The organism is Proteus sp. G4415, from assembly GCF_963896075.1.
Lineage (GTDB): Bacteria > Pseudomonadota > Gammaproteobacteria > Enterobacterales > Enterobacteriaceae > Proteus > Proteus mirabilis.
The window spans coordinates 25,663-40,530 of sequence record NZ_CAWQOK010000075.1; the positions used below are offsets into that span (position 1 = coordinate 25,663).

Annotated in this window: 12 protein-coding genes, 1 rRNA gene and 1 other annotated feature; of the genes, 8 read left to right on the forward strand and 5 right to left on the reverse strand. The window is 39.4% G+C overall.

Annotated features, from left to right (window positions below; genetic code table 11):
• Positions 1 to 12 precede the first annotated feature (12 nt).
• The 3 genes from rplS (at position 13) to tyrA (ending at position 3,072) form a co-directional block, all read left to right on the forward strand.
• The gene (gene rplS / locus AACU95_RS09690) at positions 13 to 366 is read left to right on the forward strand and encodes a 50S ribosomal protein L19 (RefSeq protein ID WP_004244769.1); all 354 of its coding nucleotides are present in this window, start codon (positions 13 to 15) and stop codon (positions 364 to 366) included.
• Between the two features lie 451 nt (positions 367 to 817).
• Positions 818 to 1,912 carry a 3-deoxy-7-phosphoheptulonate synthase gene (locus tag AACU95_RS09695; RefSeq protein ID WP_004247405.1) on the forward strand — a complete coding sequence of 365 codons (1,095 nt, stop codon included), beginning with the start codon at positions 818 to 820 and terminating at the stop codon, positions 1,910 to 1,912.
• 35 nt (positions 1,913 to 1,947) lie between these two features.
• Positions 1,948 to 3,072, forward strand: a complete 1,125-nt coding sequence (tyrA, locus tag AACU95_RS09700) for a bifunctional chorismate mutase/prephenate dehydrogenase (protein WP_004252261.1) — start codon at positions 1,948 to 1,950, stop codon at positions 3,070 to 3,072.
• Positions 3,073 to 3,176: 104 nt separating this feature from the next.
• On the opposite strand, the gene AACU95_RS09705 is transcribed toward tyrA, so the two are convergent.
• On the reverse strand, positions 3,177 to 3,350 hold the full coding sequence (locus AACU95_RS09705; RefSeq protein WP_004244766.1) for a hypothetical protein: 174 nt from the start codon (positions 3,348 to 3,350) through the stop codon (positions 3,177 to 3,179).
• A gap of 29 nt (positions 3,351 to 3,379) precedes the next feature.
• On the reverse strand, positions 3,380 to 3,535 hold the full coding sequence (locus tag AACU95_RS09710) for a hypothetical protein (protein ID WP_004247407.1): 156 nt from the start codon (positions 3,533 to 3,535) through the stop codon (positions 3,380 to 3,382).
• A 388-nt stretch (positions 3,536 to 3,923) separates the two neighbouring features.
• On the opposite strand from AACU95_RS09710, the gene AACU95_RS09715 reads away from it, so the two are divergent.
• On the forward strand, positions 3,924 to 5,264 hold the full coding sequence (locus tag AACU95_RS09715) for an anaerobic C4-dicarboxylate transporter (protein WP_036973372.1): 1,341 nt from the start codon (positions 3,924 to 3,926) through the stop codon (positions 5,262 to 5,264).
• Between the two features lie 93 nt (positions 5,265 to 5,357).
• Here AACU95_RS09715 and pheA read toward each other — a convergent pair whose 3' ends face one another.
• The 3 genes from pheA to bamD all read right to left on the reverse strand — a co-directional run bounded on the left by pheA (position 5,358) and on the right by bamD (position 8,163).
• Positions 5,358 to 6,515, reverse strand: a complete 1,158-nt coding sequence (pheA, locus tag AACU95_RS09720) for a bifunctional chorismate mutase/prephenate dehydratase (protein ID WP_004244764.1) — start codon at positions 6,513 to 6,515, stop codon at positions 5,358 to 5,360.
• A 35-nt stretch (positions 6,516 to 6,550) separates the two neighbouring features.
• Positions 6,551 to 6,668 (reverse strand) — a sequence feature (Phe leader region).
• A gap of 155 nt (positions 6,669 to 6,823) precedes the next feature.
• On the reverse strand, positions 6,824 to 7,159 hold the full coding sequence (gene raiA / locus AACU95_RS09725) for a ribosome-associated translation inhibitor RaiA (RefSeq protein ID WP_004244763.1): 336 nt from the start codon (positions 7,157 to 7,159) through the stop codon (positions 6,824 to 6,826).
• Positions 7,160 to 7,428: 269 nt separating this feature from the next.
• The gene (gene bamD, locus AACU95_RS09730; protein WP_012367573.1) at positions 7,429 to 8,163 is read right to left on the reverse strand and encodes an outer membrane protein assembly factor BamD; all 735 of its coding nucleotides are present in this window, start codon (positions 8,161 to 8,163) and stop codon (positions 7,429 to 7,431) included.
• Positions 8,164 to 8,293: 130 nt separating this feature from the next.
• Here bamD and rluD point away from each other — a divergent pair, with 130 nt between their 5' ends.
• From rluD to AACU95_RS09750, 4 genes are all read left to right on the forward strand, one after another.
• Positions 8,294 to 9,271 (forward strand): 23S rRNA pseudouridine(1911/1915/1917) synthase RluD, encoded by a 978-nt coding sequence (rluD, locus tag AACU95_RS09735; RefSeq protein WP_004244761.1) that lies wholly within the window; start codon positions 8,294 to 8,296, stop codon positions 9,269 to 9,271.
• Positions 9,272 to 10,003 (forward strand): purine nucleoside phosphorylase YfiH, encoded by a 732-nt coding sequence (gene yfiH, locus AACU95_RS09740; protein WP_046335091.1) that lies wholly within the window; start codon positions 9,272 to 9,274, stop codon positions 10,001 to 10,003.
• Positions 10,004 to 10,148: 145 nt separating this feature from the next.
• On the forward strand, positions 10,149 to 12,725 hold the full coding sequence (clpB, locus tag AACU95_RS09745) for an ATP-dependent chaperone ClpB (RefSeq protein WP_004244758.1): 2,577 nt from the start codon (positions 10,149 to 10,151) through the stop codon (positions 12,723 to 12,725).
• Between the two features lie 578 nt (positions 12,726 to 13,303).
• Positions 13,304 to 14,846, forward strand: a 16S ribosomal RNA gene (locus tag AACU95_RS09750).
• The last annotated feature ends 22 nt before the right edge of the window (positions 14,847 to 14,868 follow it).

Here is a 14,868-nt window from a genome sequence, read left to right on the forward strand (position 1 = left end):
AAGAGAGTTATTATGAGCAATATTATTAAACAAATCGAACAAGAACAAATGAAGCAAGATGTACCTTCATTTCGTCCAGGCGATAATGTAGAAGTTAAGGTATGGGTCGTTGAAGGTTCTAAAAAACGTCTGCAGGCATTCGAGGGCGTGGTTATCGCTATTCGTAACCGCGGTCTGCACTCTGCATTTACTGTTCGTAAAATTTCTAATGGCGAAGGTGTTGAGCGTGTATTCCAAACTCACTCCCCAGTCGTAGATAGCATCACAGTTAAACGTCGTGGTGCGGTTCGTAAAGCTAAACTGTACTACCTGCGTGAGCGTTCAGGTAAGGCTGCACGTATTAAAGAGCGTCTTAACGCTAAATAATACGCTTTCGCACATCCGAAAGTTATGGTTAAAAGGCCAGCATCAGCTGGCCTTTTTTTGACTATAACCTGCTCTATTTCCTCTAATGTCTTCTATCTTTTTATAAGCACTCGACAATAACTCACCTCCTTGCCTATTTTTCTCATCATTAAATAACATCTCTTATAAAGTCGTTTCATCTGCTAGGTGAAGGCCAATTTCTTGCGGGTGTAAAATTAAAATTACAGTCTGCTATTTTTGTTTTATCTTAATCACATTTTTTTGTGTTGTTTTTATATTGATAATACATTGATTTATAAAAATAAATTTAATAATATCTCTATAATGTAAACATATTATTACGTTTATGCCTTTTTTATTGAAAATATGGATTGATTTCTTTACATTGCATGTTATCTTATCGTTTAGACACACAAAAATCACAATGACAGACATAAAAAAGGTAAAGATTATGATCATGCAAAAAGACGCACTCAATAATGTCAACATCAGCGAAGAGCTGGTGTTAATTACGCCGGAAGAGTTAAAACAAAAATACCCGTTGAGTCGTAATGATCTGCATGCCATTACTCAATCACGTCAAACTATTTCTGAAATTGTTCAACGTCGTGATCCGCGTTTATTAGTGGTATGTGGCCCTTGTTCTATTCATGATGTCGATGTTGCGTTAGATTACGCAAAACGTCTAAAAGTCTTAGCGTCTGAGTTAAGTGATAGTCTGTATATTGTGATGCGTGTCTATTTTGAAAAACCTCGTACAACAGTTGGTTGGAAAGGTTTAATTAGTGATCCGTTTATGGATGGCAGTTTTGAGATGGAAAAAGGCTTACATATTGCCCGTAAACTATTAACAGAGTTGGTTCAGTTAGGTTTACCTTTAGCTACGGAAGCCTTAGATCCTAACAATCCTCAATACTTAGGTGATTTATTTAGTTGGTCAGCTATTGGGGCAAGAACGACCGAATCTCAGACCCATCGTGAAATGGCATCAGGTTTATCAATGCCTGTCGGTTTTAAAAATGGTACAGATGGTAATTTAGATACGGCTATTAATGCGATGAAAGCGGCTTCTATGCCACATCGTTTTATGGGCATTAATCAATCAGGACAAGTCTGTTTATTACAAACACAAGGCAATCCTGATGGACATGTTATTTTGCGTGGGGGTAAGAAACCTAATTACCATGAAGAAGATGTCGCGTTATGTGAAGCTCATATGATAAAAGCGGGATTAACACCATCATTGATGATTGATTGTAGTCATGGTAATTCAAATAAAGATTTTCGTCGTCAATCTGTCGTGGTTGATTCAGTGATTGAGCAAATTAAAAAAGGTAATCAATCAATAACAGGAATTATGTTAGAAAGCCATATTAATGAAGGCAATCAGTCATCAGAGCAGCCCCGTAGTGAGATGAAGTACGGTGTTTCTGTTACTGATGCATGTATTAGCTGGGAAACCACTGAATCGGTGTTAAGAAATCTGCATCAGCAAATTTCGCCAGTTTTAGCACAGCGTGCAGCGCAACTAAGAAAAGTTAGCTAACCCAATAACACTTTAATAAGAAGAGGCAAGCATAGATGGCTGAAGAATTACAAAATTTGCGAGAGCAAATTGATCAGGTGGATAAAACATTGCTTTCTTTACTCGCCAAAAGAATGCAATTGGTAGCAGAAGTGGGAGAAGTTAAAAATCGCCACGGGTTACCTATCTATGCACCAGATAGAGAAGCCGCAATGCTTGCTTCTCGACGTAATGAAGCAGAAAAAATGGGTATTTCTGCTGATTTAATTGAAGATGTTTTACGTCGAGTAATGAGAGAGTCATATAGCAAAGAAAATGATAAAGGCTTTAAAACACTTAATCCCCAATTAGGCAAAATTGTCATTGTGGGGGGGAACGGAAAAATGGGGAGGCTTTTTTCTCGTCTCTTTACACTTTCTGGCTATCAAGTGGAAAGTCTTGAAGCGGATGAGTGGCAAAGTAAATCTCCGGCTATTTTTGCGGATGCCGGTATGGTGATAATCAGTGTCCCAATCCATTTAACGGTTGATGTTATTGAGCAATTACCGCCCTTGCCAGAAAATTGTTTATTGGTAGATTTAGCCTCAATCAAGCAAGCGCCTTTAGAGGCGATGTTAAAAGCACATAATGGCCCTGTTTTAGGACTACATCCAATGTTTGGTCCAGATGTGCCAAGTTTAGCAAAACAAGTTATCGCTTATTGTGAAGGGCGAGATTTATCACATTTTGAGTGGTTGCTTGAGCAACTTATGGTGTGGGGAGCAAGAGTAGAGGCTATTACTGCACAAGAGCACGATAAAAATATGAGTTTTATCCAAGCATTGCGACATTTTACTACTTTTGCATATGGGCAACATTTGGTGAAAGAGAATGTCGATTTAGCCAGTTTATTAAGATTATCTTCTCCCATCTATCGTTTAGAGCTAGCGATGATTGGTAGGCTCTTTGCTCAAGATCCACAATTATATGCCGATATTATTTTATCTTCACAAGAAAACATTAACTTGATCCGTAGATATCATCATTCATTAGGTGAAGCTATAGCCTTATTAGATATAAACACAAAAGATGAATTTATTGGCTCATTTAATAATGTAAGTGATTGGTTCGGTGATTATGCTTCACAATTTATGAAAGAGAGTGGTGCGTTATTACAAAAAGCCAATGATAGCCGGATTTAGTATAAATATACATAAACGCTATACCTAATACTTATAGTAAGAAAAACGAATGACAGGTTATGTTATTCGTTTTTTATTTTATATGTTATATCTTGCGATAAATATTACCACTCATCATCACAAGGGGGCCAAACACAGCGAGTAGATTGTTGAGTATTGCTATTATGTTGACAATACTGATTAACAGTGCTGGTATCTTTGATTTTATTATCCCAAGTATAAGCGCTAGCATAAAAAGCGAATAAACTTGATAGTATAAAAATAATTAATTTCTTCATTTTCTTCTCCTAACGTTGATAGGTATAACTTAATAATCTTTCGGATCGGGGCATGGGCTTACGGTACAGCGAGTTGAACTTATATGGTGATCTAATGAATAGGAGTAATAGCCTTTTCCTTTATGAGCACTATCAACGAAATTCAAATAGCTCAAACCTAGCAGTAGCATGATAATTGTATGCATATCTATTCCTTACTTATTCAATATTCACAATGAATAAAACCAATATACATTTAGAAAAAATGAATGAAATTTCTATTTTTAGTAATCACCTAATAATGACAACATTATATTATTTTTAATTTATTTGTTATGTAATTGTTGTCTATGGGTTTAATTAGTTAATGATAAATGTTCAAGAATGTCTTTTCTTTTTAAGCTATTTGTTGGTGAGATCTTAAATTTGCATAAAATAATTAACGGATATTAAAACTATAACAACGATCAAAAAAATACCTATAACAGATGCCGTAAATTATATTGGTCGACGTTGTTTTTTTGCAAAAAGTGCTAACGATTTAATTGTATTATTTTTTATTTCTATTCCGATGCGTTTTTTAAGGGGTTAATGATGGATTTTATAATACAACTAGCCATTATATTAGTTTGTTTATTTTATGGAGCAAGGAAAGGGGGAATTGCATTAGGTCTATTAGGCGGAGTGGGGCTGGTTATTTTAGTCTTTATTTTTAATTTACCTCCGGGTAAACCGCCTGTCGATGTAATGTTAGTGATTATTGCTGTTGTCTCTGCATCTGCAACATTACAAGCATCAGGTGGTTTAGATGTTATGTTGCAAATAGCTGAAAAATTATTAAGAAAAAATCCGAAGTATATTTCTATTGTTGCACCTCTCGTTACCTGTACCCTGACTATATTATGTGGTACTGGACATGTGGTTTATACCATTTTGCCTATTATCTATGATGTATCGATTAAAAATAATATTCGTCCAGAAAGACCGATGGCAGCCAGTACCATTGGTTCACAAATGGGAATTATCGCAAGTCCCGTATCTGTTGCGGTCGTCACCTTAGTGGCAATGTTAGGTAATGTCACTTTTAATGGTAAGCATCTTGAGTTTTTAGATTTATTAGCGATTACCATTCCATCAACCTTTATTGGTATTTTAGCCATTGGGATTTTTAGCTGGTTTAGAGGTAAAGAGTTAGATAAAGATCAGCGCTTCCAAGATTTTATTTCCGTACCAGAGAATCATGATTACGTTTATGGTGATACTGCAACATTGTTAGATAAAAAATTACCAATGAAAAATTGGGTAGCAATGTGGATATTCTTAGGTGCGATTGCGGTTGTTGCTGTATTAGGTGCATTTTCTGAATTACGTCCCGTATTTAATAATAAACCATTATCTATGGTATTAGTTATTCAAATGTTTATGTTATTAGCGGGCGCTTCTATTATTATTATTTGTAAAACTAATCCTTCACTTATTTCTAAAAATGAAGTTTTTCGCTCCGGTATGATAGCCATTGTTGCGGTCTATGGTATTGCTTGGATGGCAGAAACCATGTTCTCTGCACATATGAAAGAAATAGAAGCTGCATTAGGACAATTAGTTCGTGAGTATCCTTGGGCTTATGCCGTTGTCTTATTACTTGTTTCTAAGTTTGTTAATTCACAAGCCGCCGCATTAGCCGCAATAGTCCCCTTGGCTTTAGGTATTGGTATTGATCCTGCCTATATTGTTGCTTCAGCACCGGCGTGCTATGGCTATTATATTCTTCCTACTTACCCCAGTGATTTAGCCGCTATCCAATTTGACCGTTCAGGAACAACACGTATAGGTCGTTTTGTTATTAATCATAGCTTTATTTTACCGGGATTAATTGGTGTTACTGTTTCTTGTATTTTTGGCTGGGTATTTGCTGCTATGTATGGTTTTTTATAATTAGCTAAATTATCCTGGGAATAGAGTCATAAAAGTAGAAAAGCCAGATAACAATAAGCTATCTGGCTTTTGGTTATATAGTAGGGTAATAAGCTATTGTATTTCAACGGGTACAATATTTTCTGAAGGATAGCATCCTAATACTTTGAGTGAACGAGATGTTTTTGATAAGTCATGTAATGCTTTTTGCATATTGATATCCCGTAAATTAGCTTGTACATCAATATAAAACATCTCTTCCCAAGGTGTACCATTTATTGGGCGAGACTCTAATTTAGTCATAATAATGCTGTATTGTTTTAAGGTAATTAAAGCATCAACTAATGCCCCTGCTTGTTGCCCCGTTGCCATTAAAAAGGTGGTTTTTGCAGGTACTTGTTCTGATACATCAATAGGTTTACGGGCAATCACAATAAAACGAGTAACATTAATTTGTTGATTAGCTAAATTACTAGCAAGTGGTGTTAAATTATAAAGCGATCCGCCAGCTTCACTGCCAATAGCGGCTACATGGGGAGATTGTGCTAATGCAACTTTTTCCATTGCCGCAGCTGTGCTTTCACAATATTCAATTTTCCAGTGAGGGTATTGATTTAAATAGTGACTGCACTGTTGGAATGGTTGTGGATGGCTATAAATAGTGTGTAATTCTTCTAGGCTACTCTTAACTGCTGTTAATAAAGCATGGTTTATCGGAATACGAATTTCGCCAACAATCGACAGCGAGGTGGTTTGTAGTAAATCATAAACATCATTAATTGCACCAGAGCTGGTGTTTTCAATAGGTAGTAAACCGTAATCCGCTTGTCCTGTTTCTACCAGTGTAAAAATATCTTCAAATTTATGGCAAGTGCAATCAACAAAAGTATCAAAATGGCGGGCTGCATATTGGCGAGCGGCAATATGAGAATAAGAACCTTTAGGGCCTAAATAAGCAATTCTTGCAGATTCATTTGCAGTCGCATTAAGGTGTTGCTGTAAAATGGCTTGCTGCGTGAGCACCGAATCTTCGATGATCATTTGGAAAATACGGCTGATATAAAAGCCATCTAATCCAACGTTTTTCCCTTTTTCGATTAATAGTTCAAGCAGTTCACGCTCACGGTTTTTATCTCGAATAGGGCGGTGGGTATTTAATTTAAATTGGGCAACTTCAGTCGATAATTGGCGTCTTTGAGCTAATAGTGAAAGTAGTTCAGAATCTAGCGCAGTGATTTTATCTCTGATTGCTAATAAATCGAGTTTTTCCATGTTAGTGCCCTATACTTTTGTATCGTACCATTTTAAATAAAAAAGCCTCCATTTTGGAGGCTATTGTCGTTCTTACTTTTCTTTCTGAAATAAACAAAGCCTCTTTAAGAATAGAGTAAAAAGAAAAAGAAGAATGGCAAAAAAGAGTGAGTCATCATTATATGGATTGATTAACTATTTAACATATAGCTATCAAACATGATGATGGGTGAGGAGTCAAGAAAAATACAATAAAAAGCGCATCACGAGGATGCGCAGAGGCGTTTTGAGTCAGTGAATTATTCTAATTTTTAATCAAGCTTCACTACTTATATTTCATTTACGAGTAAATTTTCTTCTTTTAAGCTATTGGCCGCACGTCGAGACTCATTTTTATGCTGAACTTTATTTAATTGACGTTCCAATTTTGCCAAGAGATCATTAATTGCCGCATACATATCAACATGTTGTGCGTTTGCTACAAGTTGTCCATTCGGAGTATGAATACTTGCATCAACACTAAAACCTTTTGGATCCTTAGTGAGAATAATATGAGGGTTGATTAAATTTACCTGCCATTTGTTAAGTTTAGTTAAACGGCTTTCAATGTGTTCACGTAGTGCTGGGGTAATGTCCATTTGTTTGCTAGTGATATTTATAATCATATAGTTACCTCTTTATTACTCCATCTTGGATAGGTTCAGAATATCGTGATACACAATTTAAAACATGATCAAGATCACTTTTTGTTAGAAGTTTATATAACAAGTAATAGAAACGTGACAAATGATAAATAGCTGAAAAAGAGTGCTTGTAGAGTCGTGTTTATTCGTTCATATTAAGAGGGTTGGTCTGATGAAAAGTAAGTTTTTAGCCTTTGAATTAGCATAAAAAAACAGCAGCGCTAGGCTGCTGTTTTTGATAGTAAAAATGTTTAAGCAGGGTTGGCTGCAATCAGTGAGGCAACTTTATCTGCTTCTTGAGTTAAGCCTAGTTTTTTGTAGGCATTTTCCATATACACAAGCGCTTCACGTGTAGCTTCGGTATCTGGATAATCACGCATCATTTGTTCAACTCGATTAATAACCGCGACATAAGCCCCTCGTTTGGTATAGAATTTCGCAACAGAGAGTTCATATTTCGCTAAACGGTTTTTAAGAAAAACAAGACGCTTTGTGGCATCTGCTGTGTAGAGGCTATCAGGATAGTAGCGAACTAACTGGCTAAAGTCTTTGAAAGCCACTCTAGCATGCTGAGGATCACGGTCTGAGCGATCAATACCAAAGAATCCTTGTAATGCACTATCATCTAATGCCTGAGCGGTTAACCCACGCATATATAGAACATAGTCAATATTTGGATGGGTTGGGTTTAATCGCATAAAGCGGTCAATAGCGGAAATCGCCATTGGTAACTCAGCTGATTTATAATAAGCATAAATCAGATCAAGCTGAACTTGTTGTGAGTAAGGACCAAAAGGATAGCGATTATCGAGAGACTCCAGTTGTTTGATAGCCGCTCCATAATTGCCATCTAGCAATTTTTCTTGGCTTGTTGCATAAAGCTCAGAAGGAGACATATCAGCAGTTGCGTCTTTGTCTGAACTAGAACAGCCAGAAAGTAACAGGCTTACAGTGGCCGCTGCCACTAGGTATTTCATGCGTCTCATCACGTATTGATTATCCTCTGAATAGGTTTGGGAGTCTCTCCGTGAAGCTCCCTGAAATCGGTTATACTATAACTCATTTTAAATGAAACGGCTGTGCCGTCAAAATACTAACTTAATATAGAAACTATTTATGTCTCAACAAATACGACTTAATGCTACAGTCGCAGATTCACAGCTGGGTCAACGCTTAGATCAGGCTTTGGCCGAATTGTTCCCTGATTATTCAAGATCACGCATAAAAGAGTGGATCTTAGACAATAGAGTGCAGGTTAACGATAAAATCATCAATAAGCCAAAAGAAAAAATGCTTGGCGGTGAAAAAATTGAAGTCGATGCCTTAATCGAAGAGGATGTTCGTTGGGAGCCTCAGAATATTCCGTTAAATATCGTCTATGAAGATGATGATATTTTGGTGATTAATAAACCAAGAGATCTTGTTGTTCATCCCGGTGCAGGTAATCCTGATGGCACCGTATTAAATGCACTTCTTTATCGTTATCCAGAGATTGTTAATGTTCCCCGTGCTGGTATTGTTCATCGTTTAGATAAAGATACAACAGGTTTGATGGTTGTTGCAAAAACAGTTCCCGCTCAAACTCACTTGGTAGAAGCATTACAGCGTCGCGAAATCACCCGTGAATATGAAGCGGTTGCAACAGGAAGGATGACAGCAGGAGGGCTGGTTAATGAGCCAATTTCTCGACATCCCACCAAACGTACCCATATGGCAGTGCACCCAATGGGAAAACCTGCGGTGACGCATTATCGTGTTATGGAACATTTCCGTGCCCATACCCGCTTACGTTTGCGTCTAGAAACCGGTCGAACTCACCAAATTCGTGTCCATATGGCTCATATCCATCATCCATTAATTGGTGATCAACTGTATGGTGGTAGACCGCGTCCTTTGAAAGGGGCTAGTGAAGAATTTCGTGAGACGTTACGTCGCTTTGACCGACAAGCACTACATGCCACAATGTTACGCCTTTATCATCCTATTACCGGAATTGAAATGGAATGGCATGCACCGTTGCCTGATGATATGGTAGAACTTATTCGCGTACTAAAAGTGGACGCAGAACAGTTTAAAGATGAAATGGACTGGTAAATGACCTCATTGATTTATCCTGATTGGCCACAGCCTGACAATATTGGCGCATGTAGCACATTAAGAACTGGCGGTGTCAGTTTGCCACCTTATGACAGCCTTAATTTAGGGGCGCATGTGGGCGATGATGCGCTATTGGTAGAACAAAATAGACGTATCATTTGTCAACAAGCTCAATTACCTGAAATGCCATTATGGTTAACACAGGTTCATGGTATTGAGGTGGTTAATTTGGATAATCAAGACAATCATACCGTTGAAGGCGATGCCCTTTACACCTCTAGTGCTAATAAGGTGTGCGCTATCATGACCGCAGATTGTTTACCTGTGCTATTTAGTACCATTGATGGAACGGAAGTTGGCGCTGCCCATGGTGGATGGCGCGGGCTTTGCCAAGGTGTATTACAACAGACACTCGCTCAATTTAAAGCCTCTAATGAGAAGATTATGGCGTGGTTAGGGCCAGCAATAGGCCCTAATGCTTTTGAAGTAGGAGCAGAAGTCCGTCTCGCTTTTGTAGAAAAAAATATTGCCTTTGATAGCGCATTTATTCCCCACAATGGCAAATACTTAGCTAATATTTATATGTTAGCGAGAATAATTCTGCAGGAAAGTGGGGTAAATCAGATTTATGGTGGGGACTTTTGTACTGTTAGCGATAAATCACGCTTTTTCTCCTATCGACGTGAACATACTACCGGACGTATGGCCTCATTAATCTGGATCAAATAGACGCTCTCCAACGTTTATTCTTCCTTATCCCAAATATAGGCAAATATTTTTGCTCAAAATTGTCATTTTGAGCTTGAATATTGTCTAAATGACCTCATCTATTCTCCAGTGATAAATTTTAAATCGAATTTTACTTGGAGGTGTTATGCGTCTGGATAAATTAACCAATAAATTCCAGCAAGCTCTCGCAGACGCCCAGTCATTGGCACTTGGGAACGATAATCAATTTATAGAACCCATACATTTACTGAGTGCGTTATTTAATCAACAAGGTGGCTCTATTCGCCCACTATTAACATCCACAGGTGTTAATGCCTCACAATTTAATGAAAGAATTAATGATGCATTATCTCGATTACCAAAAGTGGAAGGTGCTGGTGGAGAAGTTCACCCTTCAAACGATTTAATTAAACATCTTAATTTATGCGATAAGTTAGCTCAGAAAAAAGGTGATGAATTTATTTCATCAGAACTTTTTCTTTTAGCTGCCATGGAAAGCGGTGGTCAGGTTGCTGATATGCTAAAAGCCGCCGGAGCTAACAAAGCCAGTTTAGAATTAGCCATTGAAAAAATACGTGGTGGAGAAACAGTGAACGATCAAAATGCAGAAGACCAACGTCAAGCATTGAAAAAATATACTGTTGATTTAACAGAACGAGCAGAACAAGGCAAGCTTGACCCCGTTATTGGACGTGATGAAGAAATAAGAAGAACAATCCAGGTATTACAACGTCGTACTAAAAATAACCCAGTATTAATTGGTGAGCCTGGTGTAGGTAAAACCGCGATTGTTGAAGGTTTAGCTCAACGGATCGTTAATGGAGAAGTTCCTGAAGGTTTAAAAAATAAACGTGTGCTTTCACTTGATATGGGATCTTTATTAGCAGGGGCTAAATATCGTGGTGAATTTGAAGAGCGTTTAAAAGCGGTATTAAATGATTTATCTAAACAGGAAGGTAGTGTCATTCTGTTTATTGATGAATTACATACTATGGTTGGTGCTGGTAAAGCTGATGGTGCGATGGATGCAGGGAACATGTTGAAACCTGCTTTGGCACGTGGTGAATTACACTGTGTCGGCGCCACTACATTAGATGAGTATCGCCAATACATTGAAAAAGATGCGGCTTTAGAGCGTCGTTTCCAAAAAGTTTATGTGGCGGAGCCTACGGTAGAAGATACCATCGCCATTTTGCGTGGTTTAAAAGAGCGTTATGAATTGCATCACCATGTACAAATTACGGATCCGGCGATTGTAGCAGCAGCTACTTTGTCTCATCGTTATATTTCTGATCGTATGTTGCCAGATAAAGCAATTGACTTAATCGATGAGGCTGGTGCAAGTCTACGTATGCAGATGGATTCAAAACCAGAAGCATTAGATAGACTGGATAGAAGAATTATTCAGCTAAAACTTGAACAGCAAGCACTGCAAAAAGAATCTGATGATGCAAGTAAGAAACGTTTAGCTATGTTAAATGAAGAACTTGCAGAAAAAGAGAAAGAGTATTCTAGCTTAGAAGAAGAGTGGAAAGCAGAAAAAGCAGAGCTTACTGGTACTCAGCATATAAAAGCAGAATTAGAGCAAGCGCGTATTGCACTAGAGCAGGCTCGTCGTAGTGGTGATTTGGCAAAAATGTCAGAGATCCAATATGGTCAAATTCCTACTTTAGAAAAACAACTTGCTGAAGCTAATAAAACTGAAGATAAGCATATGAAACTGTTACGTAACAAAGTAACAGATGCTGAAATCGCTGAAATCTTAGCACGTTGGACAGGTATCCCTGTGTCTAGAATGTTAGAAGGGGAGCGTGAAAAACTGTTAAGAATGGAACAGGAATTACATAGACGCGTTATCGGCCAAGATGAGGCGGTAAATGCAGTCTCTAACGCAATTCGTCGTAGCCGTGCTGGATTATCAGATCCAAATCGCCCAATTGGTTCGTTCTTATTCTTAGGGCCAACCGGGGTTGGTAAAACTGAATTGTGTAAAGCGCTCGCTGATTTCTTGTTTGATAGTGATGATGCGATGGTGCGTATCGATATGTCTGAGTTTATGGAGAAACACTCTGTTTCACGTTTAGTGGGGGCGCCTCCAGGATATGTGGGCTATGAAGAGGGTGGTTACCTAACAGAAGCTGTTCGTCGCCGTCCTTATTCTGTCATCTTATTAGATGAGGTAGAAAAAGCGCATCCTGATGTGTTTAATATTTTATTACAGGTATTAGACGATGGCCGTTTAACAGATGGACAAGGTAGAACCGTTGATTTCCGTAATACCGTAGTCATTATGACATCAAACTTAGGCTCGGATTTAATTCAAGAGCGCTTCGGTACCCTTGATTATCCGGCAATGAAAACTATTGTTATGGATGTTGTTGGTCACCACTTTAGACCTGAATTTATTAACCGTATTGATGAGGTAGTGGTATTCCATCCATTAGGTAAAGAGAATATTGCCGCTATTGCTCAAATTCAATTACGTCGTTTGTATCAGCGTTTAGAAGAGCGTGGTTATCACGTGACTATTACGGGAGCAGCATTAGAAAAACTGGGTGAAGTTGGATTCGACCCAATCTATGGTGCTCGTCCATTGAAACGTGCTATCCAGCAAGAGGTTGAAAACCCATTAGCGCAAGATATCTTGTCGGGTAAATTAGTTCCGGGTAAAGAAATTATCTTGGACTTAGATGACAATCAGATCATTGCAAAACAGTCATAAAGTATCTTTATATATAGTAATGATATATAGAAGATGTCATTAAATTGAAAAAGAGGCCTGAATAGGCCTCTTTTTTATGCCTGCAGTTTTGTGTTTTTAAAGGTAAATGAACAGAACAAAGAGAAGAGTACCTATTTGATCTGTTTTTTGAGCAATAAATGTTTATAAATAGCGCTAAAATCGATGCTCTGATTATTAAATATGCTGTTGAACATTTTTTTTCAAAAAACTATTGCCAGCCTCAGAAAACTCCCTATAATGCGTCCTCGTTGTCACGGCACAGGGCGCTAAGCGAACCGGCTGAGAGAACAAAATAAAAAGTGAAAAGCCTGATAAATTAGCGCTTGACACTGAATGAGGAAGATGTAGAATGCACCTCCTCGCAACAACGCAGAAGACCGGAAACGGCAGCGACAGTTGCACTGCTCTTTAACAAATTATCAGACAATCTGTGTGGGCACTCGCAGAGACAATATCTTCTAAAAAATTAGATGTATCAAGTCTTGAAGAGTGACTAACAAGTTAATTCATATAATGAATAAGCTAAGTTTTCGATTTCTTTGAGCATCAAACACTTTTAATTGAAGAGTTTGATCATGGCTCAGATTGAACGCTGGCGGCAGGCCTAACACATGCAAGTCGAGCGGTAACAGGAGAAAGCTTGCTTTCTTGCTGACGAGCGGCGGACGGGTGAGTAATGTATGGGGATCTGCCCGATAGAGGGGGATAACTACTGGAAACGGTGGCTAATACCGCATAATGTCTACGGACCAAAGCAGGGGCTCTTCGGACCTTGCACTATCGGATGAACCCATATGGGATTAGCTAGTAGGTGGGGTAAAGGCTCACCTAGGCGACGATCTCTAGCTGGTCTGAGAGGATGATCAGCCACACTGGGACTGAGACACGGCCCAGACTCCTACGGGAGGCAGCAGTGGGGAATATTGCACAATGGGCGCAAGCCTGATGCAGCCATGCCGCGTGTATGAAGAAGGCCTTAGGGTTGTAAAGTACTTTCAGCGGGGAGGAAGGTGATAAGGTTAATACCCTTATCAATTGACGTTACCCGCAGAAGAAGCACCGGCTAACTCCGTGCCAGCAGCCGCGGTAATACGGAGGGTGCAAGCGTTAATCGGAATTACTGGGCGTAAAGCGCACGCAGGCGGTCAATTAAGTCAGATGTGAAAGCCCCGAGCTTAACTTGGGAATTGCATCTGAAACTGGTTGGCTAGAGTCTTGTAGAGGGGGGTAGAATTCCATGTGTAGCGGTGAAATGCGTAGAGATGTGGAGGAATACCGGTGGCGAAGGCGGCCCCCTGGACAAAGACTGACGCTCAGGTGCGAAAGCGTGGGGAGCAAACAGGATTAGATACCCTGGTAGTCCACGCTGTAAACGATGTCGATTTAGAGGTTGTGGTCTTGAACCGTGGCTTCTGGAGCTAACGCGTTAAATCGACCGCCTGGGGAGTACGGCCGCAAGGTTAAAACTCAAATGAATTGACGGGGGCCCGCACAAGCGGTGGAGCATGTGGTTTAATTCGATGCAACGCGAAGAACCTTACCTACTCTTGACATCCAGCGAATCCTTTAGAGATAGAGGAGTGCCTTCGGGAACGCTGAGACAGGTGCTGCATGGCTGTCGTCAGCTCGTGTTGTGAAATGTTGGGTTAAGTCCCGCAACGAGCGCAACCCTTATCCTTTGTTGCCAGCACGTAATGGTGGGAACTCAAAGGAGACTGCCGGTGATAAACCGGAGGAAGGTGGGGATGACGTCAAGTCATCATGGCCCTTACGAGTAGGGCTACACACGTGCTACAATGGCAGATACAAAGAGAAGCGACCTCGCGAGAGCAAGCGGAACTCATAAAGTCTGTCGTAGTCCGGATTGGAGTCTGCAACTCGACTCCATGAAGTCGGAATCGCTAGTAATCGTAGATCAGAATGCTACGGTGAATACGTTCCCGGGCCTTGTACACACCGCCCGTCACACCATGGGAGTGGGTTGCAAAAGAAGTAGGTAGCTTAACCTTCGGGAGGGCGCTTACCACTTTGTGATTCATGACTGGGGTGAAGTCGTAACAAGGTAACCGTAGGGGAACCTGCGGTTGGATCACCTCCTTACCTAAGAGATACGTGTTATGTG